The 23852-nt window shown below is 71.9% G+C and carries 17 protein-coding genes; 11 read left to right on the top strand and 6 right to left on the bottom strand.

The annotated features are described in order from the left end of the window. The first annotated feature begins 13 nt into the window (after positions 1-13). Positions 14-1000 carry a phosphotransferase family protein gene (locus AC1DT4_RS14305; RefSeq protein WP_477090464.1) on the top strand — a complete coding sequence of 329 codons (987 nt, stop codon included), beginning with the start codon at positions 14-16 and terminating at the stop codon, positions 998-1000. After that, the gene (locus AC1DT4_RS14310) at positions 997-2460 is read left to right on the top strand and encodes an MATE family efflux transporter (RefSeq protein ID WP_477090465.1); all 1464 of its coding nucleotides are present in this window, start codon (positions 997-999) and stop codon (positions 2458-2460) included. Before AC1DT4_RS14305 ends, AC1DT4_RS14310 begins: the two co-directional genes overlap by 4 nt. On the opposite strand, the gene AC1DT4_RS14315 is transcribed toward AC1DT4_RS14310, so the two are convergent. Both AC1DT4_RS14315 and AC1DT4_RS14320 read right to left on the bottom strand, forming a co-directional pair. Further along, on the bottom strand, positions 2383-3219 hold the full coding sequence (locus tag AC1DT4_RS14315) for a glycosyltransferase family 2 protein (protein WP_477090466.1): 837 nt from the start codon (positions 3217-3219) through the stop codon (positions 2383-2385). The genes AC1DT4_RS14310 and AC1DT4_RS14315 overlap by 78 nt on opposite strands. 2 nt (positions 3220-3221) lie before the next feature. After that, positions 3222-6611: a DUF5107 domain-containing protein gene (locus AC1DT4_RS14320; protein WP_477090467.1), complete on the bottom strand. Its 3390-nt coding sequence runs from the start codon at positions 6609-6611 to the stop codon at positions 3222-3224. Positions 6612-6680: 69 nt separating this feature from the next. On the opposite strand from AC1DT4_RS14320, the gene AC1DT4_RS14325 reads away from it, so the two are divergent. The 5 genes from AC1DT4_RS14325 to AC1DT4_RS14345 all read left to right on the top strand — a co-directional run bounded on the left by AC1DT4_RS14325 (position 6681) and on the right by AC1DT4_RS14345 (position 12880). Continuing rightward, positions 6681-7574 (top strand): helix-turn-helix domain-containing protein, encoded by an 894-nt coding sequence (locus tag AC1DT4_RS14325; RefSeq protein WP_477090468.1) that lies wholly within the window; start codon positions 6681-6683, stop codon positions 7572-7574. A 47-nt stretch (positions 7575-7621) separates the two neighbouring features. Next, positions 7622-10012, top strand: coding sequence for a beta-galactosidase (locus tag AC1DT4_RS14330; protein ID WP_477090469.1), 2391 nt, complete (start codon positions 7622-7624; stop codon positions 10010-10012). 192 nt (positions 10013-10204) lie between these two features. Then, positions 10205-11353: a zinc-dependent alcohol dehydrogenase gene (locus AC1DT4_RS14335; protein ID WP_477090470.1), complete on the top strand. Its 1149-nt coding sequence runs from the start codon at positions 10205-10207 to the stop codon at positions 11351-11353. An 11-nt stretch (positions 11354-11364) separates the two neighbouring features. Then, positions 11365-11955, top strand: coding sequence for a hypothetical protein (locus AC1DT4_RS14340; RefSeq protein WP_477090471.1), 591 nt, complete (start codon positions 11365-11367; stop codon positions 11953-11955). 226 nt (positions 11956-12181) lie between these two features. Beyond that, positions 12182-12880 (top strand): hypothetical protein, encoded by a 699-nt coding sequence (locus tag AC1DT4_RS14345; protein WP_477090472.1) that lies wholly within the window; start codon positions 12182-12184, stop codon positions 12878-12880. Here AC1DT4_RS14345 and AC1DT4_RS14350 read toward each other — a convergent pair. Beyond that, the gene (locus AC1DT4_RS14350; protein ID WP_477090473.1) at positions 12823-14124 is read right to left on the bottom strand and encodes a nucleotide disphospho-sugar-binding domain-containing protein; all 1302 of its coding nucleotides are present in this window, start codon (positions 14122-14124) and stop codon (positions 12823-12825) included. The two genes, AC1DT4_RS14345 and AC1DT4_RS14350, sit on opposite strands and share 58 nt — an antisense overlap. Next, a complete protein-coding gene (locus AC1DT4_RS14355) occupies positions 14121-16271 on the bottom strand; it encodes a glycosyltransferase (protein WP_477090474.1) in 2151 nt (716 codons plus the stop codon). Before AC1DT4_RS14355 ends, AC1DT4_RS14350 begins: the two co-directional genes overlap by 4 nt. Before the next feature lie 603 nt (positions 16272-16874). On the opposite strand from AC1DT4_RS14355, the gene AC1DT4_RS14360 reads away from it, so the two are divergent. The 4 genes from AC1DT4_RS14360 (at position 16875) to AC1DT4_RS14375 (ending at position 22366) form a co-directional block, all read left to right on the top strand. Continuing rightward, positions 16875-17801: a hypothetical protein gene (locus AC1DT4_RS14360; RefSeq protein WP_477090475.1), complete on the top strand. Its 927-nt coding sequence runs from the start codon at positions 16875-16877 to the stop codon at positions 17799-17801. A gap of 79 nt (positions 17802-17880) precedes the next feature. Next, positions 17881-18831 (top strand): hypothetical protein, encoded by a 951-nt coding sequence (locus tag AC1DT4_RS14365; protein ID WP_477090476.1) that lies wholly within the window; start codon positions 17881-17883, stop codon positions 18829-18831. A gap of 128 nt (positions 18832-18959) precedes the next feature. Beyond that, a complete protein-coding gene (locus AC1DT4_RS14370) occupies positions 18960-20846 on the top strand; it encodes a dynamin family protein (RefSeq protein WP_477090477.1) in 1887 nt (628 codons plus the stop codon). Beyond that, complete coding sequence (locus AC1DT4_RS14375) at positions 20843-22366, top strand: dynamin family protein (RefSeq protein WP_477090478.1); 1524 nt, start codon at positions 20843-20845, stop codon at positions 22364-22366. The genes AC1DT4_RS14370 and AC1DT4_RS14375 overlap by 4 nt, the downstream gene beginning before the upstream one ends. Here AC1DT4_RS14375 and AC1DT4_RS14380 read toward each other — a convergent pair. Continuing rightward, positions 22292-22918, bottom strand: coding sequence for a hypothetical protein (locus AC1DT4_RS14380; RefSeq protein WP_477090479.1), 627 nt, complete (start codon positions 22916-22918; stop codon positions 22292-22294). The genes AC1DT4_RS14375 and AC1DT4_RS14380 overlap by 75 nt on opposite strands. Beyond that, positions 22905-23810 carry an IniB N-terminal domain-containing protein gene (locus tag AC1DT4_RS14385; RefSeq protein WP_477090480.1) on the bottom strand — a complete coding sequence of 302 codons (906 nt, stop codon included), beginning with the start codon at positions 23808-23810 and terminating at the stop codon, positions 22905-22907. Before AC1DT4_RS14385 ends, AC1DT4_RS14380 begins: the two co-directional genes overlap by 14 nt. Between the last annotated feature and the right edge of the window lie 42 nt (positions 23811-23852).

Below are 23852 nucleotides of genomic sequence, written 5' to 3' on the forward strand. Positions count from 1 at the left end.
CGATGAGGACTCGATGGAGAGCATCACGAAGAACCGCCAGACGCCCGCGACGCTGCGTGCGATGGTCGAGCGCGCCTACGGCGCCGAGCAGGTGCCCACGGGCGAGCCGGGCACCTGGCTCGAGGAGCTGGGGCACGGCTGGTTCAACGTCGCGTACCGGATCCGGCTGCGCGACGGCCGGGCCGTCGTCGTGAAGATCGCGCCGCCGCGGGACGTGCCGGTGATGACTGCGGAGCGCGGCGCGATGCGCATCGAGCTCGACTCGCTGGCGCTGATCGCGGAACGCACCGACGTCCCGGTCCCGCAGGTCGACCACGCCGACCTGAGCCACGAGCTCGTGGACGCCGACTACTTCTTCATGCCGTTCGTCGACGCCGACAACTTCGGCATCATCACCAAGGACCTGAGCACCGAGCAGCGCGACGCGTACAACGAGGCGCTCGGGGTCGCCAACCGCGAGCTGAACTCCATCCGCGGCAGCTGGTTCGGACCGCTCTCCGGCCCGGGTCACCCGTCCTGGCGATCCGCGTTCATCGGCATCGTGGAGGCCAACCTCGCCGACGGGGAGGCCCGCAGCGTCGACATCGGCCGGGACTACGACGAGATCCGCAAGGTCGTCGCGCTGCACGCCGACGTCCTCGACGACGTCACCGAACCGAGGTTCGTCGAGTGGGACCTCTGGGACTCCAACGTCATGGTCCGCGACGGCAGGATCGTCACGATCATCGACCACGAACGCGCCCTGTACGGGGACCCGCTGATGGAGGCCGGCTTCGCCGCCATCGACCTGCCCGACTTCGGCGACCCGACCGCGTTCATGCGCGGCTACGGCCATGCGGGCCTCACGCCGAGGGAGCAGACGCGCCGGCGCCTGTACACCCTGCACCTGGTCGTGATCATGGCGATCGAGACCGTCTACCGCGGACACACCACACCCACCCAGTACGACTGGGCACGCGGGCAGATCGATCGAGTGATGCGCCTGCTCACCGAGCCGTGACCCCCAGGGACCGCGGCGCGCCGGCGCGGCGCACGCTCGACGCCACCGCCCTGGGCGAACGCCCGGTCGGGCGGCTGCTCTGGCACGCCTGCACCCAGACCACCATCGCGGTCGGGGTCTACGGGATCTACGCCCTGACCAACGCCTGGTTCGTCGCCCGCGGCGTCGGGGCGACCGCGATGGCGGCGGTCAACCTCGTCGCCCCGTTGCTCCTGGCGCTGGGCGCCGTCTCGACCGCCCTCGGCGTCGGGGCAGCCTCGGTCGTCTCGCGGCACCTCGGTGCCGGCGACACGGGCACCGCCGCACGCGCCGCCGGGAACGCCTTCACGGCGTTCTGGGCCGGCGCCGTCCTGATCACCGTGATCGGGCTGACCGGGCTCGAGCCGCTCCTGCGGCTGCTCGGCGCCCACGGCCCGACCCTCGACTACGCACGCGACTACGCCGTGGTCATCCTGGCCGGTGCGATCGTCTCGACCGGGTTCTCCAGCCTGGTGCGCGCCGAGGGTCGGATGCGGTTCGCCACGATGCTCTGGGTCGTCCCGGTCGCCGTCCAGATCACCCTCGATCCGCTGCTCATCTTCGGGCTCGATCTCGGCGTCCGTGGAGCCGCCCTGGGAACGGTCGGCGGCCAGGCCGTCTCCGCCGCCATGAGCATGTGGTTCTTCTTCGTCCAGCGGCACCGCCCCTACCGCGTCCGCAGGTCCGACCTGCGGCCCCACCTCCCGACGGTCCGCACCCTCGTCGGCATCGGCGCCCCGTCGTTCCTCGCCGGCTTCGGCACCACCCTGCTCGTCGTGGTCGTGAACACCACGCTCTCCCGGGTGGCCGCGGCCACCACTGTGCTCACCGCCTTCGCGATCTGCTCCCGCCTCCAGACGTTCGTCGCGATGCCGCAGCTCGGCATCAGCCAGGGGATGCAGCCGATCGTCGGGTACAACGCCGGTCGCCGGCTCACCGTGCGCGTCCGACGCGCCCGGACCCTGTCGCTGCGCGCCACCCTCGTCTACAGCACGGTCGCCGCCGGCTCGGTCGCGCTGCTCGCCGAGCCCATCACCGCCGCCTTCGTCGACGACGCCGCCGTCCAGGCCGAGTCCGTCGCCGCGCTGCGCATCCTGGCGATCGGGTTCGCCGCGGCCGGCGTCACACCACTGGTCTCCGCGTACTTCCAGGCCCTGGGCAGACCACGACCGTCCTACGTCCTCTCCGTCGGGACCCTTCTTCTGCTCAAGGTCCCGCTCGTGCTCGCCCTGGGCCACACCGGCCCCACCGGGACCTGGACCGGCCTCGCCGCGGGCGAGCTCCTCTCCGCGGGCATCGCGCTCCTGGTCCTGCGCCGCCTCGATGCCCCCGGCACCCAGGGCGCAAGGGCGCGGAGGGTCGTGTCAGCCCCGGCGGACCGCGATCCGGACGGCGGCGGCCATGCCGCCGTCGCCGTACGTGACGTCCCCGACCGGCAGTGAGCGGTCCGCGGCCACGAGGTCTTCCCACCGTCCGGCGGCGTCCATGGCACGGGCTTCGAGCGCCAGCAGCACCTCCCGCAGGTGCCGCTCGAAGACGGCGCGGTGCTTGTCGACGAGCCGGCCGTAGAGCTCGAGCCGGGAGTCCATGGAGCGCAGGTTCGCGGAGGCGGGCGCCGTCCGGTACTCGATGAGCGGCTCCGGCACGACGGTGACGTGCCCGCCGTCGCCGACGAGCGACAGGAAGAAGTCCCAGTCCTCGAACCCGCTGCGCATGTCCTCGTCGTAGCCGCCACATGCACGCCAGGCGCCGCGACGGATCACCGCGGTCGCCGGGCAGGCGTTGCGGTGCAGGAAGTCGACCGCCGACCCTCCGCCGGGCCGCACGACCGCGTCGATCACGCCGTGCGTCCGCAGCCACGACGAGGCGGCACGGGCACCGGGATCGCCCTCCAGGACCGCGGCCGTCCGCTCGAGGAACGTCGGCGCGAGGCGGTCGTCGCCGTCCAGCACGGCCACGAGGTCGGTCCCCGCGGCGGCGATCCCCGCGTTCCGGGCCGCGCCCACACCACGGTTGGGCTGACGCAGCACCCTGACGCGAGCGTCCGCCTGGAGCCGCTCGACGACCTCGACCGACTCGTCGTCGGTCGAGCCGTCGTCGACCACGATGACGGCCTCCGGGACGCGGGTCTGGCGCAGGACCGACTCGACCGCGTCGGCGACCAGGCCGCCCTGGTCGAACGCGGTGACGATCACGCTCACGCTCAGCACGGCTCATGCTGGCACGGGCGGGCGAGCTCCCGCCGCAGGTCGAGGGCCCGCAGCCGGCCGGGCTCGCGGGCCAGGACGTCGTCGAGGCGTGCTGCCGCGGCGCCGACGTCACCCCGCAGCGCGGCGACCTGTGCCTCCAGGAGCAGCGCCGTCGTCGTCTGCGCGGCCTGGAGGTCGTCCTGGAAGAGCAGCAGGGTCGGCAGCGACGTCGCGAAGTAGTCGACCGTCGCGGGCGTCGAGCGGAGCGTCGCCGCGTGCGCGGCGAGGCCGTCGACCAGGGCGTCGGCGCGGACGTCGTCGCCGAGCCGGCGCGAGCCCAGCACGGCGTAGTAGGTCATCTCGGAGAGCTCGACCGGGGCCATGCTCTGGAAGTCACCCGTCGAGCCGGCGGCGTGCGACCAGGCCGCGGAGGCGCCCGCGTCGTCACCCGTCGCGGCGAGGGCGTCGCCGAGCAGGAGGTGCAGCTGGGCGGTGTTGGCCAGCGGGTGCCGTGCCTCACCGAGACTCGCGACGGGGTCGAGGGCCGCACCGACGTGCTCGAGCGCGAGCCGCCCGTCACCGGCGGCGAGTGCGCGGCGGGCAAGCGCGACCAGGGCCTCGTCCCATGCCGAGAGCACCTGTCCCTCGCCGCCCTCCCACGGCTGGAACCTGCGGGCACGGAGGAGCTCGAGCGCGATCTGCGGTCTTCCCGTGGCGGTGTGCAGCTGGGCGAGCTCGACGGTGAGGTCGTCGCGGGCGTCGACCGCCGACCGCTCGCCCTCGAGCACCGCGAGGCGCTCCTCGGGCGACGTGGCGGACCGCTTGGCCAGCTGGTCGCGCTCGTAGACCAGGCGGGGGTCGCCGGGAGCGACCGCGAGCGCACTCTCGTAGTGCTGCCGCGCGGCGTCCGGGTCGGCCAGGACGTTGAACGCCGCGACCGCACGGTTGCGCCACACGACCGGGTCGCTCGGGTCCAGGTCGGTGGAGGTGCGCCACGCGGCGATCGCGTCGTGGTGGCGCCGCCGGAAGTACAGCCAGTGGCCGAGAAACGCCCAGGCCCGGGCGTCGTCGGGGTGCCGCTCGACGTGCGCCTGCAGCATGTCCGCGTCGTCGAGGCGCGAGGCGAGGCAGTGCACGGCGGGTGCCGTCCGCGCCAGGGCGCGGTGGCGGTCGGCGTCGTCGTGCTCGCCGGCCGCCTGCAGGATCCGCGCGGCGTGCAGGTGCACGAGCGGTCGAACCTCTACCTGACCGAGGGCAGGCTCGACCTGGGCTGCGGCCTCGAGCAGCCGGACCGCATCGCGCCACGCGCCGAGCGAGTCGTACTCGAGGGCGACGTCGAGCAGCGTCGGTGCGTCCGTCGCGACGTCGTGACCTGCCAGGTCACGGATCCACACGTCGAGCGGGTCGCGGTCCAGCGCCCGTGCCAGCACGCCGTCCGCGTCGGCGTCGCGGCCGGCGCGCCGCAGCAGGACGACGAGCACCGCCTGGGCCTGCAGGTTGTCCGCGTCCGCGGCGGCCCCGCGGGCGTGGTCGAGGGCGGAACGGTCGCGGCCGCGTGCGGCGTCGAGCCGGGCCATCGCGAGGAGCGCCGTCCCTCGCCACGCCTGGTTCCACCGCGCCTTGCCCCACGCCTCGTACGCCTCGTCCGGGCGACCGGTGCGCGCCAGCACCTGGCCGAGGCGGAAGGTCGCCTCGCCGTCGCCCGGGTTGGTGTTCAGCCGGGTCTGGCGGGCGAGCGCTGCCCGCACGTGCTGCTCGGCCTCGGCGTACCGCCCTGCGGTGTAGCGCCGTGCGGCGAGCGCGAGGTTCGAGCGGAAGTCACCCTCGTCGCGACGCAGAGCCTCGAGCCAGTACGGCTCGGGCGACCGTGTCGCGTGCCGGTACTGGTCGAGGTGCACGCCGACGAGGTACAGCTCGTCGACGGACGGGACGTCGGCGGGCGGTGCGGGCTCCTGCGCCGGCTGGGGCATCGCCGGGGAGCCGTGCACCACGCGGGGTCGCCAGGCGATGACCTCGGCACCGCCGTGCTCGACGACGAGGGTCAGGTCCTCGGGGGCCCAGGCAGCGTCGAGAGTCAGGTCATGCACGATCGGACGATCCGGACCCGAGTCCGCCTCGACGCGCCAGAGGGTCTCGCCCTCCGGTCCGGTCAGGCGCACGGCGACTCCGGCGCGGACCCGCGTCATCGCGACCGCGACCCGGACGACGGTGCTCGCCGTGCCCGCGGTGCCCGGCGTCACGTCGAGCCGGACGGCCGCCTCGAGGTTGGCCTGGTGGACGGGACCGGTCTCCTGGAGGGGGTACCAGTACTGGCTGAACGTCTTCGTCTCGCCCGGTGCCAGGAACGTGAAGTCCGGCTGGTTGTCCGTGAAGACGCCGGCCATCAGCTCGACGTAGGGCCCGTCGGTGTCCGTGAGGTTCGCGTCCCAGGCCTTGCCGAACGCACCGTTTCCCCAGGTCCACTGCTTCTTCCCGGGTGCCACCTGGTGGTCGGCCCAGTGCACGAAGCCTGCCCGGCGGCCGTGGTCGTAGCCCCCGAAGAAGTCGTCCTGCGTCCCGAGCGCCATGTAGGACGTCGGCACGGGGATGTTGCGGTACCAGTCGATCCGGTCGCCGTCGGGGTGGTCGGCGTCCGCGCGGGCCGGGTAGTCGATCCCGTAGTACGGGCGGTCGGCCGCGGGGAACGCCGTCACGGCGCGCTTCGCGTGGTCGGCGACGGCGTGCACGTCGGTCGGGAAGAACGACTGGTAGTCGTCGTTCGCGGCGGCCGCGACGTTCGCCCACCAGAGGAACGTCTGCACCTCGTCGGTGCGGTTGAACAGCCGGGCGCGAAGCTCGATCACCGAGGAGTCCGGACGCAGGCGGATGCCGTGCATCCCCTTCATGCGGGCGAACGGGTCGTGGTCCGAGCACCACACGGTGACGGCGCCATCGGCCTCGTGCTCGATCGTCGCCTCGACCGGGAGGAACGTCGCCGGGCGGTGGTGCTGTGGCCAGTTGAGCTCGACGCCGCCCGAGAGCCAGGGCCCCGCCAGACCGACGAGCGCGGGCTTGATGACGTTGTTGCGGTAGAAGAAGTCGTACCCGTTGGTGGTGTCCATCCCGACGTGGATGCGGCCGCCGAGCTCCGGCAGGATCATCAGCCGGATCCACGGGTTCTCGAGGTGGATCGCGTCCCAGGCGTGGGGCGCCTTGGTGGGGCTGATGCGCTCGTGGAACGGCAGCGGGTACACGCTGCCCGACGAGCCCTGGTAGACGCGGTTCTCCAGGAACGCCGGGTACCGGTCCGGCGGGTCTGGCAGGTACGTGTCCATCATGACCGGCTGGCGCCACGCGGCGACGGCCTGGCCCACGAGGTGCGCGGGCACGGCGGGCAGGTCCAGGCGGGACTCGTCATCGAGCATGGGCAGGACGCTACGCTCCGGCCGCCATGCTGCAGAATGGGCATTCTCCCGAGTCACATGGACGAATCGATGATCACAGCGCTCGAGGCACAGCCCCGCCGGCGGGAAGGCTTCCCCGGCCAGCGCATGCGCGTGCTCCCGCGCCCGCTCGTCGCGCGGGCCTCAGCAACACCGCCTCTGTCGCAGCTGCTCGTCACCGACGTCGGGTACTTCCCGCATGCGTCGGCCCACGGGCGTGTCCGCATGAACGGGGCCGCGCAGCACATCGTGATCGTGTGCGCAGCCGGTCGAGGATCCTGCACGCTGCCGTCGGGCGTGCACCAGGTGAACGCGGGGCAGGCGGTCGCCATCCCCGCGGGCCTGGCCCACCGGTACGAGGCCGACGCGGACGAGCCCTGGACCATCTGGTGGATGCACCTCATCGGCCAGCAGGTGCCCGACCTGCTGGCGGCGGTCGGCGCGACGCCCGACCAGCCGGTCGTCGGCCTCGGCGACCCGGCGCGCGTCATCTCCCTCGTCGACACCATCATCCGGCGGATGGAACGCGACGAGACGATGGCGACCCTCCTGGCGTCCGCCGGTGCTGCCTGGCACGCGATGGCGCTCCTGGCGGCCGACCGTCGGGCGATCGGCAGGCAGCAGTCGGATCCGGTCGCGGCGACGATCGAGCACCTTCGCGCGAACGTCTCCACCCGCATCTCGCTGGCCGACCTCGCGGACATGGCCGGGCTGAGCGTCTCGCACTACTCCGCGCTGTTCCGGCGGGCCACGGGCTACGGCGCGCTGGAGTACCAGACCCGCCTGCGCATGGGCACGGCGCGCGATCTCCTCGACACCACCGACCGCCCCGTCGCGTCGGTCGCCGCGCAGGTCGGGTTCAGCGACCCGCTCTACTTCTCCCGCCAGTTCCACCGGATCCACGGCATGAGCCCGACCGCGTACCGCTCGCACGACAAGGGCTGAGCGACGGCATACTCAGCGACGGATCCAGGCTTGCTCCAAGGAGAGACATGACCAGCGTCGTTCGTCCGGGCACCCTCGTGGCGCCGCACCACCTCACCGTCGTCGCTCCGACGGCACCGCGCCGCGGCCACCTGAGCGTCGGCGAGCCCCCTGCGGGCGACGACCGGATCGAGGTGACCAGCAGGTGGGTCGAGCGGGGTGGCACCCCTTGGTTCCCCCTCACCGGCGAGATCCACTACTCGCGAGTCCCTCGCCATCGCTGGCGTGACGTCCTGGGCCACGCCCGGGCCGGCGGCCTGACCTCCGTGGCGACCTACGTGTTCTGGCAGGCCCACGAGCCCGAGCCCGGGGTCTTTCGCTGGGGGGGCCAGCTCAACCTGCGTGCCTTCATCGAGGAGGCCAGGCTGCACGGCCTCGACGTCGTGGTCCGGCTCGGTCCCTGGGCCCACGGCGAGGCACGGTACGGCGGCTTCCCCGACTGGCTCGTCGAGCGGAAGCTCGCTACCCGTACCAACGACCCCGCGTACCTCGACCTCGTGCACGCCTTCTACGCGCAGACCATCGCGCAGCTCCGGGGTCTGGCCCACGCCGACGGCGGGCCGGTCGTCGCCGCCCAGGTCGACAACGAGCTCTACGACCAGCCGCAGCACCTGGCACGGTTGCGGGAGCTCGCCGAGGAGCTCGGGCTCCGGGTCCCGATCTGGACGGCGACCGGCTGGGGCGGTGCGCAGGTCCCCGACACGCTGCTGCCCGTGTACAGCGCCTACTCCGACGGATTCTGGGACGACGAGCAGACGGAATGGCCTGAGTTCTCTGCGTTCCACTTCCGCTACAGCCCGGTGCGCGACGACCTGTCCGTGGGGGCGGACCTGCGCGAGGCTCTCGACGGGATCAGCCTCGACCCGGGCTCGGTGCCGTTGAAGGACGATGACGCCGTGCCCTTCGTGACCTGCGAGCTCGGCGGAGGGATGCACGTCGCGTACCACCGCAGGCCGATGGTCGCTCCCGCCGACGTTGCCGCGCTCGCGCTGGCCAAGCTCGGCAGCGGCTCGATCTGGCAGGGCTACTACATGTACGCCGGCGGGACGCAGCGCACCGGTGCACACGGCTCTGAGCAGGAGTCTCACGCCACCGGCTACCCCAACGACGTCCCACGCGTGACGTACGACTTCGCCGCCCCGATCGGTGAGCACGGTCAGATCCGCCCCCATCACCACCACCTGCGGGCCCAGCACCTGTGGCTCCAGCAGGACGGGCACCGCATCGCCACGATGGCCACGACGGTCGGAGGGGGCAGCGTCGACCCGGAGATCCTTCGGTGGGCGGTGCGATCCGACGGTCGCAGCGGCTACCTGTTCGCCTCGACGTACCAGCCGGCGAAGGCCGCGCTGCCGGAACAGAGCGACGTGCAGCTCACGGTGACCCTCGACGGCGGTGACGTCACGGTGCCCACGGAGCCGGTCACGATCCCGGCCGGCGTCTCGCTGGTGTGGCCACTTCGGTACCCTCTCGCTCCGGGTGTCGTCCTTCGGAGTGCTACCGCACGGGTCCTCGCCCGCGTCACCGTCGACGACCGCGAGGTCGTCGTGCTCGGCGCCTACGACGGCATCCCCGTCGAACTCGTCCTCGACGGAGACCACGAGGTCGGCGGGGCGGGTGTCGCCGTCCGCGGCGAGGGCGCGACGATCATCTCCCTCGCCGCACCGGCCGGCCCGACGTGCGTCGTCGAGCTCGAGGGTGCGCGGATCATCGTCCTCGACCAGGAGAGCGTCGACCGGCTCTACCTGCTCGAGGTGGACGGCCGGGAACGGCTGGTGCTGTCCTCCGCGCCGCTCTACGCCGTGCGCGGCGAGCTCGTCGTGCAGACGGAGAGCCCCGACTTCACCGTCTCGCTCCTCCCCGCTCCCGAAGCCCTCCGGGCTGAGGGTGGCCACCTGAGCGACCCGTCCGACGACGGCCCCTGGCGGTCATGGCGGGCGAGCGCGCCGCAGGTCGGCCGCCGCACGCTCATCTCCGGGCTGCGCCCCGACGCGACGGCCCCCCGCCCCGAGCGCGGCGGCCCCCTGGACCGGCTCAGCGCGCCCACGGACTTCTCCGGCGCCGCCGTCGTGCAGGTCGAGGTCCCCCGAGAGCTGTTCGACGGCGTCGACCGCGCGCTGCTCCGGGTGCGCTGGACCGGTGACGTCGGCCGTGCGTACGTGGGCGACGAGCTGATCAGCGACCACTTCTGGCACGGGCGCGACTGGGACGTCGACCTCACGCCGTGGGCGTCCGCGATCGCTCGACACGGTGTGCGGCTCGAGCTCCTGCCCTGGCAGCGCAGCACCGGTGTCTGGGTCGACCCGACGGTGCGGGAGATCCCCGACGGGCTGCACGTCGACGCGGTGGATGTCGTCCGCGTCGGCAAGCTCCGTCTGACCGCACGCGCGGGGCGATGAGGCAGGGCGCTCAGGTGGGTGAGTTGGCGGCGCCCGATCGCTCTGGCCCGGTCCGTCGGGCGCCTCGCCCACCGCGGGCAGACGAACCCGCAGCCGTCGGCAGCGTTCCGAGAGGCGCCCGCCCCGTGCCGGTGGCACGCTCGACGGAGCGTCCAGCGATGCGGCGCTCTCGACTCGTCGAGGTGGTGCGCCGTGCGAGCGATGGTCTATCGAGGTCCCTACAAGATCCGCGTGGAGGACAAGGACGTCCCCCGGATCGAGCACCCGAACGATGCGATCGTCCGGGTGACCCTGGCCGCCATCTGCGGCTCTGACCTGCATCTCTACCACGGGATGATGCCCGACACCCGCGTCGGGCACACGTTCGGGCACGAGTTCATCGGCGTCGTGGACCAGGTCGGCTCGTCGGTGCAGAACCTGTCCGTCGGAGACCGCGTGATGGTCCCGTTCAACGTGTACTGCGGGTCGTGCTTCTTCTGCGCTCGCGGCCTGTACTCCAACTGCCACAACGTGAACCCGAACGCCACGGCGGTCGGCGGCATCTACGGCTACTCGCACACCACCGGCGGCTACGACGGTGCCCAGGCCGAGTACGTGCGCGTGCCGTTCGCAGACGTCGGACCGCAGCGCATCCCGGAGTGGATGGACGACGAGGACGCGGTGCTGCTCACGGACGCGCTGTCCACCGGGTACTTCGGCGCGCAGCTCGGCGACATCCACGAAGGTGATGTCGTCGTCGTGCTGGGTGCCGGCCCGGTCGGCCTGTTCGCCGCGCGCTCGGCGTGGCTGATGGGAGCCGGCCGCGTGATCGTCGTCGACCATCTCGACTACCGGCTGGAGAAGGCCAGGACGTTCGCGTACGCCGAGACGATCAACTTCGCCGAGCACGACGACCTGGTCGTCCTCATCAAGAAGATGACCGACCACCTCGGCGCCGACGTGGTCATCGACGCGGTCGGTGCCGAGGCGGACGGGAACCTGGTGCAGCACGTCACGAGTGCCAAGCTCAAGCTGCAGGGAGGCTCACCGGTCGCGCTGAACTGGGCCATCGACTCGGTGCGCAAGGGCGGCACGGTCTCCGTCATGGGGGCCTACGGGCCCCTGTTCAGCGCCGTGAAGTTCGGTGACGCCAAGAACAAGGGCCTCACGCTGCGGATGAATCAGGCGCCGGTGAAGCGGCAGTGGCCGCGACTGTTCGAGCACATCCGCAACGGGTACCTCAAGCCGTCCGACATCGTCACCCACCGGATCCCGCTCGAGGACATCGCCGAGGGGTACCACATGTTCTCCGCGAAGCTCGACGGGTGCATCAAGACGCTCGTCGTGCCGGACGCGGCCTGAGGAGGGACACCATGGCGTACACGCAGGAGAAGCCGCCGCTGACCGAGTCCACCGAGCAGCTCCGGGCCCGCATCCCCGGCTGGGGCGCCGACCTCGACCCAGCGGACCGCCCAGCAGTGCCCCGGGAGAGGTTCGACCTCGACACCGGCGCCCACTGGGACTTCCCGGACCGGCAGGAGGAGCTGGCTCCGCGCGAGCGGTCGATCGAGCACGCCTTCCTCACGCCCGTGTTCGGCACAGTCCAACCCCTGCGGGGGCTCTCAGGCGTGGTGCGCGCCCACGCGTACGAGCGCTACAGCGAAGCCCGCGCGGCACACTGGCTGCTGCTCGTGCTCGCGGACCGGATCGACGCCGTCGAGCACCACGCCTCCTCGCTCCTCACTTCGCGCCCTGACAACCCGGTCACCGAGACGGGCGTGCTCAGCGAGGCCCGTCGGCACGGACTGCGGTCCCGCACGGAGGGCCACCGGGTCGACCGGGTGCACCAGCCGCTCGAGCCCGTCGTGGTCGGCGGTCCGTGGGTGCTCGCGGCGATCGGAGGCGTCGCCGCCGCGACGCTCGTGGCACGGGCCGTGTGGGCGAGGCGCGCGCCTCGTCCGTGACGCCGGACGTGGGCCCGGGCCGTCAGAGAGCCATGTCCGATGCCGTCGGCCCTTCGGTGAAGGTCGGCGGGCCGACTCTTCGCGCGCGGGGCGCTGCGTCGGTCTCGCCAGAAGGACGTCGATGTGGGCGAGCCGGATCTTCGCCAACGATGCGGCGGGAGCGGTGCTTGTGCACGACCGAACGAGCCCGCGTGCCGACGGAACCGGGCGACCGTAGCGTGTGCCCATGAGCAACGTCGTCGTCGTCGTTCCCTGGCGACCTCAGGCATCTCGGCTCGACGCGTTCGATCAGCTGGTCACCTGGTACCAGCGGCACCTGCCGGACGTCGAGCTGCGCACGATCGACACCGACGACGCGATCTTCAACGTCGCTCGCTGCCGCAATCAGGCGGTGGGCGCCGAGGGTGTCGACGACGTGGTGGTGCTCAACGACGCCGACACGCTCCCGGAGCGAGAAGCGCTGCTGCGTGCGATCGAGGCGGCGGCGACGGTGCGGGCCGTGCACCTGCCGTACACGGAGTATCGATGGTTCGGCGCGGTCGGCAGTGCGCAGTACGCCGCCGGAGTTCCCGCCGACGAGTGCGACTTCGAGCTGGTGCGGGGTGCGTGCTCCGGGGTCACCGTGACGACACCCGGCACGTGGTTCGCCCACGGCGGGCAGGACGAGCGGTTCCGCGGGTGGGGCTTCGAGGATGCCGCGTGGTATCTCGCCCACCGGGCGATGCTCGGGCGACCGCCCGTGCGGATCACCGGCCGCGTGTACGCACTGCACCATGTGCCGGCCGAGCGCCGCGGCGCTCAGTACGACGCGAACGCCCGCCTGATGGCGCGCTACGAGGCGGCCGCGGCCGACCGCACCGCCATGGCTCAGCTGATCGCCGAGGCACGGACCGCGCGGAGCGCCCTGGCCGGCCCCGGGTCCTGAGCGAGGGATTCGGCCGCGGACGCCAGGAGCTCGGCGCCCGAGCCGCTGATCAGCCGAACGACGGCCGCGCGGACCTCGCCCACCGACGCCCGGTTCGGGTCGAGCACCTCGCCGACCCCGACCCGCTCGATCGCCGCGGCGCCGGCGAACTGGTCCGTCGAGAACGGCAGGACCAGCATCGGCGTCCCGGTACCCACGGCCTCGGTCACCGAGTTGTTGCCGCCGTGGGTCACCAGCACGGCCGCCTCCCGGAGCAGGCGCACCTGTGGGAGGTACTCGCGCACCAGCCAGCCCGCGGGCAGCTCGCCCAGGTCGCCGATCGGGGTGGCGCCGCTGGCGATCGCCGCCCGCACGCCCGCTGCACGCAGCGCCGCCGCCACGGTGCGCAGCACGTCGCCCCGGACGGACAGGAAGCTGCCGAAGCTGACGTACACGAACGGCTCCCCGGCGGCCAGCCACGCGTCGACCTCGGGGTCGGCGGGCTCGGCCCGCAGGCTGCCCCCGAGGTACTCGTGCGGCGGCAGGGCGGGGGCACGCTCGGGCGCGGCGAGCAGCTCGGGGTAGTGGAAGAGCACGAGCGGGCCGTGCAGCGCGAACGCGTCGTCCACCGGTGCGACCCCCGACGCCAGCTGGGCGCCGGCCGTGTTCCACTCGGCCGTGAACCCGGCGGCCACTCGGCGGCACAGCCGGTCCAGCTCAGCCAGCTCGTCCGGGTCAGGCCGGAACGCGCGCGGCCAGACCGGCGGTCGCCCGTAGACCTCGTCCCCCACGGGCAGGGCCGTCGGGTGGCCGAGCACCACGTCGGCGTACGGCACCTGCGCCGCCCACAGACCGAGCCGCGCGCCGTAAGCGAGGTGGTCGACCAGGATGGCGTCGGGCCGCACCGCGTCCACCACCGCCAGGGTGGCGCGCGCCTTCTCGACCGGCTGCCACATGAGGTCGACCAGGCGCTCACGGGCCTGGTACGCCAGGGTCGGCACCATCCCGCGCCGCGTCGCGTCGAAGAACCCCCGCAGCGAGTCCGCCTCCGCGTCCGCCTGCTGCTCCGCCCGGATCACGCCGGGGTTGGATCCCCGCCCGAGCTGCAGAGGCGCCCGCTCGTAGCCGAACGAGTCGACGATGCCTGCGGTCGCGTCGCCGCTGGCGACCACCACCCGCTCCCCCGCGTCGCGCCACGCCGTGCCGAGGGCTGCCAGGGGGATCAGGTGCGAGGCGTAGTCCGGGCTGATGACCAGCAGGGTCATCCCTGACCCACCAAGGCCGACCGGGCCGCCACCTCGTCGGCCGCGACCCGTCGGTAGACGCCACCGAGCGTGTCCGCCATGCGCTGGATGGTGAAGTTCTCGGCGACGGTCTGGTGCGACTGGGCCGCCCGGCGCGCGTCCGTCTCGGCGAGCGACGCGTCGAGCGCGGACCCGATGGCGGCGGCGAGGCGGTCGGCGTGCCAGGTGGCGGTCAGGAAGCCGGTCACCCCCTCGTCGACGTAGGTGGCCGGACCGCCACCGTCGGGCGCGACGACGACCAGGCCGGAGGCCATCGCCTCGAGCAGCGCGATGCCGAACTCCTCCTTCAGGCTCGCGCACACGTAGATCCCCCGCGGCGCGCTGAGCCCCGGCAGGCCGGTGCGCGCGGCCGCGACCCACCGGGCGACCACGTCGTTGGGGCGGTGACCGGGGAGCAGCAGGCCCGCCGCCGCGCGCTCGGCGGGGGGCACGACGGCGTCGATGAGGTCGAGCTGCTCCCGCTCGTCGGCCGACGGGTTCGCCAGGTCTCCCCCGACGACGAGCAGGTTCGCGCGCTCGCGCAGGCAGCCGTCGGCCCACGCGTGCACCAGCGTGGCCACGCCCTTGACCCGGTGGAGCCGCCCGACGCTCACGATCAGCGGCAGCCCCCGGCGTTCGCTCGGCAGGTCCGCGATCAGGGCGCGCAGCTCGCGCAGCGCCTCCGCCGGTTGGTCGCCCGCCGCGTGCGCCTCCGCCTCGGACACGGCACGGTCGACCACGACGAGGTCCACGCCCTCCGGCACGATCGTGTGCCGCTCCGGGTGCGCCGTGACGTCGATGCCGACCAGCTCGCGCATGTCACGCCGCAGCGCCGGGCGCGGGAACAGGACGGTGTGCGCGGCGTTGGCGGCGAGCCGCTGCACCAGCCGGGCGCGGAACCAGAAGTGCTCCACCTCGTCGACCACGCCGAAGTTCTGGCGCGTGAGCCTGCCGGCGAGGTCGAGCGACTGGATGACGGCGTGCGGGTCGGGCGCCACCGTGAACACGACGGGGATGTCGAGCTCGCTGGCCACGTCGGCGGCGGCCAGGCTGCCGACGTCCGCCATGCGCAGGTGGATCAGGTCGACGCCGCCGGCGGCGCGCAGGACGCGGCGGATCCCCCGGCGCGCCGACACCCGCAGCGACCAGGCCGCCGCCATCGGCACCGGCTCGCGGCGCAGCGGGACCCGCCCGTAGTGGTGCCCCCCGCCGCCCAGCGCGCCGAGATCGGCCGCCGCCTCGGCCACCGAACCGCGCGAGATGGTGAGCACCCGGTGGACCGGGTCGTCACCGACCACCAGCGCGTCCCCGAGCCGCACGAGCAGCGTCGCGATACCGCCGTTGTCACCGGCGCCGGCGGCGCTCAGCCGGGCGTCGATGTCCGCGTGCAGGAACAGCTGGGCGACGCTCAGGCCGTCGCGCCCGGGCTCGCGCCGCCACGACGCGGCCGCACCGATGTCGACGAGCGACAGCCGGGCGACGTCCGCCAGCTCGTCGTCTCCGGCGGCCAGCCGGTCGAGCAGGCCGATCACCGAGGTGTCGCCGGGACGCTGGCCGAGCGCGGCGACCGCCGCGCCCCGCACCCGGTCGTCCTCGGTGACGTCCGCGGCGATCGCGAGCAGGGGCCGGACCGCGACCGCGTGCCGGACGAGCCCCAGGGTCTCCACGACCCGGGCCCGCGCTTCCGGCTCGGTCACCCCGAGCAGGGCGGCCTCCAGGCCCACGGCCACCGGCTCCGGGGCGCCGGCCGACCACTGCTCCAGGGTGCGCTGGGCGAGCATCCCCCCGAACCCGCCGGCCTCGGTCATGCCGATCAGCCGCGCGACCGCGTCGGCGCGCGGCAGCCCGGACCCCACCACCCACGCGGCATGCTCGCGGACGAACCGCCGATCGTCCGACAGGAGCCGGGCCACGGCGCGCGAGGCCTCGTCGTCGCCGATCTTGCCCAGCGCGTGCACCGCGGCGATCGCGACCAGCTCGTCGTCATCGAGCAGGGCGCCAGTGAGCACCCGGATCGTCCGGACACCGGGGTCCCGGGTACTTTCGAAGGCGAGCTCGTCAGCGAGCCGCATGCCGTCGACGATGCGCTCGGCCTCCCGGAGCGCGTCGAGCGAGGTCTGGATGCCCACGTGAGTCCTTCGATCGGTGGCGCCGGACCGGCGCCGGTCCGGCACAGCGATGCTAGGTCGGCTCTCCGAACCCGGCCCGTCGAGTTCCTGGCAAATCTCTCAGGATCGGTGGTCCCGGTCGGTCTGCGGGCGGTAGGGCTGCTGCGCCCGTCTGTGGCAGATCGCGAGTGCTGCGTAGGCCGTACGCCAGGTCCGGCCCTCCGACCCATCTGCGGTGCTTCCGGTTCCGTTCGTCACGCGGTGCGAACACCACCTGCGCGAGAACATCCGCGAAGCATCGGCAGCCGACCACGTGGACCACTGGGGCTCGCACCGGATGACGTGCTCAACGACGCGTTCCGGAGCTCTGCCTGGCGCCCGAGCAGCGCACCGGCTACGACAGTCCAAGATTCTCGCGAGCGATCGCGTGCCTCGCACCTGAGGTGCTCGAGCTGCCCGAGCCGCACAGCGGCGATGAGCCGGTCGGCCCTACCCGGTGGCTCCCCCAAAACCCCTACTAGGGGGCGGCGAGCCGCGGAGTCCTCCCCGATTCGCCCGATCCCTGGCCGCTCCTACCTTCGAGGCACATCACCTCAGGGACAGTCCCGGGATCGGAGAAGGCTCATGGACAGCATCGAGATCGACGACTTCGACGAGTCGTTCAACCAAGGCGTCTGGGGCTCGGGCAACACCGAGACCACGACCACCACGACCACCCTCGGCCTGGCGGCCGACAGCTCCTTCAACACGGACGACTCGACGAACGACAGCGGCAACGTCGCCGTGGATGTCGCGGACTCCTTCAACCAGGACTCGAACGACACGACCACCGACGTCTCGGACTCGTGGAACGACAACTCGGACAACTCGATGACGGACAACTCCGACAACTCGATGACCGACAACTCCGACAACTCCATGACGGACAACTCCGACGACTCGACCAACGACTCGTACAACGACTGGTCGACGGACACGGTGAGCGACTCGTACAACTCGTGGACGGACTCGTCGACCGACGACCACTCGACAGTCGTCGGGATGCGCTCCTACGACACGGGCATCGGCGACGTCTCGCTCGCTGGTGGCGGCGGCTCCGGCGGTGACGGCGACACGATGATCAACAACCAGAACACGATCGTCGACCAGTCCTACAACGCTGCGGGCGCAGGGGGCGGCTGGAGCGGCAGCAGCGCCGTGGTCGCATCGGGCGACGACTCGATCGCGGCCGGCAACGACGTGCACGTCACGACGGACGTCGACTACTCGACGACCATCTCGTCGGCCGAGGGCGACGTGAACCTGAACAACGACACGACGATCACCACCGTGGACGGCTCGTACAACACGTACGAGGACTCCTCCAGCTGGGAGGACAGCTCGACGGACACCTCTGTGGCCGACTCCTACAACTCGTGGACCGAGACCTACTCGGCGGACGACTCGTTCAACGAGACCACCGACGAGTGGCAGTCCACCGACGTCTCGATCGACGTCGACGCGATCGTCGACAGCGGCGACTCGGCCATCGACGACTCCTTCGTCGGCTGACCCTTCCCGGCCGTCGCGACGCGAGCAGCTCGCGACGGCCGGGTGCCACCCCCACTCGATCTGACGAAAGCGACCCATCATGGCCGACTACAGCGAGACCAGCTACGACGACTCGTTCAACTCCCGGGTCCGTGACTCCAACAACACGACGAACTCCACCACCAGCTCCACCGTGGGCGTCGACCTGGACCAGGTCGGCAACACCGACTCCTCGACGAACGACAGCAACAACCTCGACGTCAGCCTCGACAACGTCGGGAACGTCGACTCGCACGACACGAGCGCCGACACGAGCGGGTCGTTCAACGACTGGTCCGACCACTCCGCCGAGGACACCAGCGACAACTCCTGGACGGACACCAGCGACAACTCCGAGACCGACAACAGCGACGGCTCGATCAACGGGTCGTACAACGACGGGTCGACGAGCACGGTCGAGGGGTCGTACAACTCCTACCTCGACGAGTCCGTCGACGACCACTCGGTCGACGTGGGCACGCGCGACTACAGCACCGGCATCGGCAGCCTCGGCCTGGGCGGCGGTGGCGGTGGCGGTGGTGACACGTGGGTGAACAACCAGAACACGATCGTCGACCAGTCGTACAACGAGAGCGTCGACGGCGCGGACGGCTACGGCGGGGGCAGCGGCGGCTACGCCGTCGTCGCCTCCGGCGATGGCTCGGTCGCCGCCGGGAACGACGTCGACCTCAGCCAGAGCGTCGACCACTCGACGACGATCTCGGGTGGGGGCGACGTGAACATCGGCAACGAGACGCACGTCGTCACGATCACCGACTCGTACAACGAGACGACCGACGCCTCGTCCTGGACGGACAGCTCGACGCACCTCGACGTGGACGACTCGTACAACACCGACACGTCGAGCTGGACGGCCACGAACTCCTTCAACGAGGAGCTGACGTCGCAGACCGACGAGACGTGGAACATCGACGCCGACGTCATCTGGGGCAGCGGCGATGCCGTGATCACCGACGAGCCGGCCGTCGACGACGGGTTCGACGTGTCCTGAACCGATCCGCCGGGCGTTCGGCTCCGAACCACTGAGGCGGTGTCTCCGTCAACCTGCGGAGACACCGCCTGCCCCGTGCGCCACAACCGTCCGCCGGAACGCGTCCGGACGATGAAGGAGTGTCGACGATGACGAAGGCCGCGCCCCCCGTTCCTGTGACGGCTGCCCTGGGGGACGACACCTCCACCGCGGCGACGGACGGTGCCCACCAGAAGCTGGCGAACCTCGTCGTGAAGACCGCTGACCTGTCGCGCACGCTCGGGCGATCGGACCTCGTGGAGCGACTCGACCAGACACGTGCCCGGCTGGACGACCCGTACGTCCGCGTCCTGGTCGTCGGGAACTACAAGCAGGGCAAGAGCAAGCTCGTGAACGCCCTGGTGAGCGCTCCGGCCTGCCCGGTCGACGACGACATCGCGACGAGCGTGCCGACCTCCGTGTCGTACGCCGAGGAGCCCGCCGCGTACGCACTCGTCCGTCACGGCGTCGGCCCGGCAGGTGGGGTCGAGCGGTTGCCCATCGCGCTCGACTCGCTCGCCGACTTCGTCACCGAGCGCGGCACGCGCGACGAGGAACGCGAGATCGTCGGCGCCGAGGTCGTCCTCCCGCGCCAGCTGCTGCGGGGCGGGATGCAGCTGGTCGACTCGCCCGGCGTGGGCGGCATCGAGTCGACGCGGTCGGTGAGCACGCTCGCCGCCCTGACGACGGCGCACGCCGTCCTGCTCGTCTCGGACGCCTCGCAGGAGTACACCGAGCCGGAGATCCAGTTCCTCAAGCACGCACTGCGCGTCTCCCCCAACGTCGCTGCGGTGCTGTCCAAGACGGACATCTACCCGTCGTGGCGTCGGATCGAGGAGATCGACCGGTCGCACCTCGGCGATCTCGGACGGATCCCCATGTTCGCCGTCTCGAGCGATCTGCGGATGCTCGCGGCCCAGGAGCAGGATCGTGAGCTCAACGAGGAGTCCGGGTTCCCCGCGCTCGTCGCGCACCTGCGCCGTGACGTGCTCGACAAGGCCGAGATCGTGCATCGCCGGGCGGCTGTCCACGACCTCGTGTCGGTCGTCGACCAGCTCGGCATGGCCGTCAGGACCGAGCTCAACGCGCTCCTGAACCCGCAGGACACGCCGGCGATGATCGCCGAGCTCGAGGCGGCCAAGGCGCGCGCCGACGAGTTCCGCAGCCGGTCGTCGCGCTGGCAGGTCACCCTGAGCGACGGCATCGCCGACCTCATCTCGGACACGGAGCACGATCTGCGCGATCGCCTGCGCAAGGTGCAGCGCGACGCCGAGGTCGCGATCGACGAGGGCGACCCCGGCCCCATCTGGGACCAGATCGCCGAATGGCTCGACCTGCGGGTGGCCGACGCCGTGTCCGAGACCTTCGTGTGGACGAACGACCGGTCCCGGTGGCTGTCCGAACAGGTGGCGGAGGAGTTCTCGCTCGAGGAGTCGACCCTCCCCTTCATCGACGTCAGCGACACCGACGGCGTGCTGGACCCGGTCGATGACGTCCAGGGCATGGATGCGGGCCGGCTCGGCGCGACGGAGAAGATCTACATCGGCCTGCGCGGCTCGTACAGCGGCGTGCTCATGGCGGGCCTCGCCATGAGCTTCCTCGGTATGACGCTCCTCAACCCCGTGTCACTGCTGGTCGGCGTGCTCGTCGGCCGTCGCGCCTACCGGGAGGACAAGACGGCGCGCCTCAGCCGCCGTCAGGCCGAGGCCAAGAACCTCGCACGACGGCACATCGACGACGTCGTGTTCCAGGTGGGCAAGCAGCTCAAGGATCGACTCCGGTTCGTCCAGCGCGTCGCGCGCGACCACTTCGGCGGCGTCGCCGACCAGCTGCACCGCTCCCTCTCGGAGTCCGTCCTGGCAGCGAAGCAGGCCGCGGCGACCTTCGAGTCCGACCGGAACGGACGCGTGATCGAGCTCAAGCAGCAGCTCGCGTTCATCGTGGCCCTGCGCGCCGAGATCCCTTCATCCGTCGACGACGCGGAGCTCGGCCGATGAGCACGGCCCTCACCGACGTCACCGAGCTCGTCGACACCGCTCGCGAGGTGTACGCCGGCGACAGCGTCGCCGAGGCGACGCTGGACGGCTACGCCCGTCGCCTGCGCGAGCCCCTGCGGCTCGCGGTGGCGGGCATGGTCAAGGCCGGCAAGTCGACCGTGCTCAACGCGCTGATCGGCGAGCAGATCGCGCCGACGGATGCCGGTGAGTGCACGAAGACGGTCACCTGGTACCGCTACGGACGATCGGCCACGATCACGGCGCACCTCCAGGGCGGCGCCGAGGTGCGCCTACCGGTCACCCGGTCCGAGGGCGCACTCGTCCTCGATCTCGGCTCGCGCACCGCGCAGGACGTCGCCTGGATCGACGTCGTCTGGCCGTCCGAGAGTCTCCGCTCCACGGTCCTCATCGACACGCCGGGCATCGGCTCGATCTCGCAGGACGTGTCGGAGCGCTCGACGCGCTTCCTCACGCCGACGCGCTCGCCGTCCGAGGCTGACGCGATCCTGTACCTGCTGCGTCACATCCACGCCTCGGACGTGCACTTCCTCGAGGGGTTCCGGGACACGGCCGCGGGCGCGTCGCAGACCGTCAACGCCGTCGCCCTCCTCTCCCGCGCCGACGAGATCGGCGCCGGCCGCATCGACTCTCTGCTCTCGGCGGCCCGGATCGCCGAGCGCTACCGTCACGACGGCGAGCTGAGATCCCTGGCGCTCGAGTGCATCCCGATCGCGGGGCTCCTCGCCGAGGGTGCGCGCACTCTGCGGGAGAGCGAGTTCGCGGCGTTCCGCACGCTCGCCGCACTCGATCGCGGTGTCCGGGACCGGATGCTCGTCTCGGTGGACCGCTTCACGCTCCCCACCGACGGCTCGCCGTTGAGCGTGACCCAGCGGCGCGATCTTCTGGCGCGCTTCGGCATCTTCGGTGTGCGCCTGGGTTCCGCCCTCGTCCGCGGCGGCGCGCGTTCGTCGTCCCAGCTGTCCGAGCGCATGATCGCCCAGAGCGGCCTGATCGACGTGCAGCGGTTCGTCGCCGACCAGTTCCGCTCGCGCGGCCCGGCGCTCAAGGCGCGGAGCGTCCTGGTGGGGCTCGAGCTGCTGCTGGAAGACCGTCCTGCTCGCGAGTCCGGCCGCATCCGTGCCGGCATCGAGCGCGTCAGCGCGAACAGCCACGACCTTCGCGAGCTCGCCCTGCTGGCTCAGCTGCGGATGACCGAGCCCGTGGTGTCCGAGTCGCAGGACGCGGCGGCCGAGCGGCTGGTGGGCGGCGCGGGGACGTCGGCCCTCGCCCGCCTCGGCCTGCAGGACGATGCGGATGCTCGGACGATCCGCGCACGCGTCGATGACGTGCTCGGGCACTGGCGGAGCCTCGCCGAGTCCCCGCTCACCGACCGCGCGACGTCCGACGTGTGCCGGGTCGTCGTCCGCAGCGTCGAAGGGATCGCGTCAGAGCTGGCCGTCGGCGGCGGGGGCGACGGGACCGCCCCGGCGGATGTCGTGCTTGCGGGCCGTCCAGCGTAGGGCCGCTGGAAACAGGCTGATCAGGAGGCCGAGCGCGGCCAGTCCCAGCTGGACGGACAGGATCTGCTCGAGCGGCCGGCCCCGCTCGCCGAGGGCCACCAGCTCGCGCGCGATCAGCAGCACGCCCCCCAGGAAGAGAACGGACCCGAGCTGCCACCAGCGGACGTTCGGGCGACGGTTCGCGAACGACACCTGCATGGCGATCTGGGCGAGCACGATCACGACCAGCGGTGCGAAGACCGACCAGAACACGATGTCGGCCGCCTTGGCATAGGTCACGTCGGTCCGGGATCCGTCGACCGACCTCACCAGGTCAGCGATCACGGGAAGCTGCGCCTGGCGGATGATGAACAGGTACGCGATGGCGACGCCGCCGGCCACCAGGCTCAGCACCCACGCGATCTGGCTGAGCCGGACGACGAAGGGCGGCGGCAGCTTCACCAGGACCGGCGCCGCCTCCTTGCCGGTGAGCGACGGCCGACCGGGCGCCTTGACCTCGGTGCGCTCCGCGTCGATCGTGCGGGCCACGACCACGGCATCAGAAGGTGTCATCGTCGGTGCCCTCCTCTGCGCTCATCGGGTCGACACCGAGGAAGGCGCCGTCGTCCACGTTGACGTCGATGTCGACATAGTCGGCGACGGGGTCGAATCCCGCGTCGACGGGCTCGGCGGCGGGCTCCGCGGTCGGGACGGCCACGTCGTCGGCCTCGACCTGCCCTGTGCCGTCGTCCTCGACCGGCTCCGTGCCGACGGCTGTCGCCTCCTGCTGCGGCGAGCCGGCGGTAGCGTCGCCGCCGCCAGGGGTGCCGTCCATGTCGGCGGGCTGGTCAAGCGACCCGGACTGCTCGTCGAAGGAGTCGTCGATCACGGTGGTCGTGGAGGCGTCGGTCGTCGACGACGCGTCGGTCTCCTCGTTCAGGGAGTCGTCGATCACCTCGACGTCGGTGTCGTTGCCGATGTTGACGTCGTCGTCTGCCTCGATGGTCGTCGACTCGTCCCAGGTCTTGTCGACCGTGGCGTCCCCACCCGCGGCGACGGCGTCGTCACCGGAGGCGACGACCGCCTGGTTGTCGAACGTCTGCGTCACGTCGCCCTCCGCCCAGATGTTCTGGTTGACCGACTGGTCGACGATGGTGTCGCGGTCGTCGACCCACTGGAAGTGGGTGGTGACCTCCCTGATCTCGTTCACGACCTGGGAGTGGTGGCGCTCCGGGGACGCCGGTTGCGGCACCGGCACGTGGACCGGCACCTGCACGACCTGGGTGCGTTCGATGATGGTCGGCGCGACGGCGGCGACATGCGACGGGTCGACGTGCTGGAGTCCGCGGGCGGCGAGCGCCTGCTCGGGGTCGTCCTCGAACTCCTGCGCTGCGTCCGGGTCGCGGAGCAGGCTGAGGATGAACTCGATCAGGGCGTCTGCGACTGTCGCGAGCGTGAGGCTCATGCTCGGCTCCTCTTCATCGTGGTCCTTCGACCGTACGGGCGG

This window comes from Cellulomonas sp. P4_D11, from assembly GCF_056401915.1.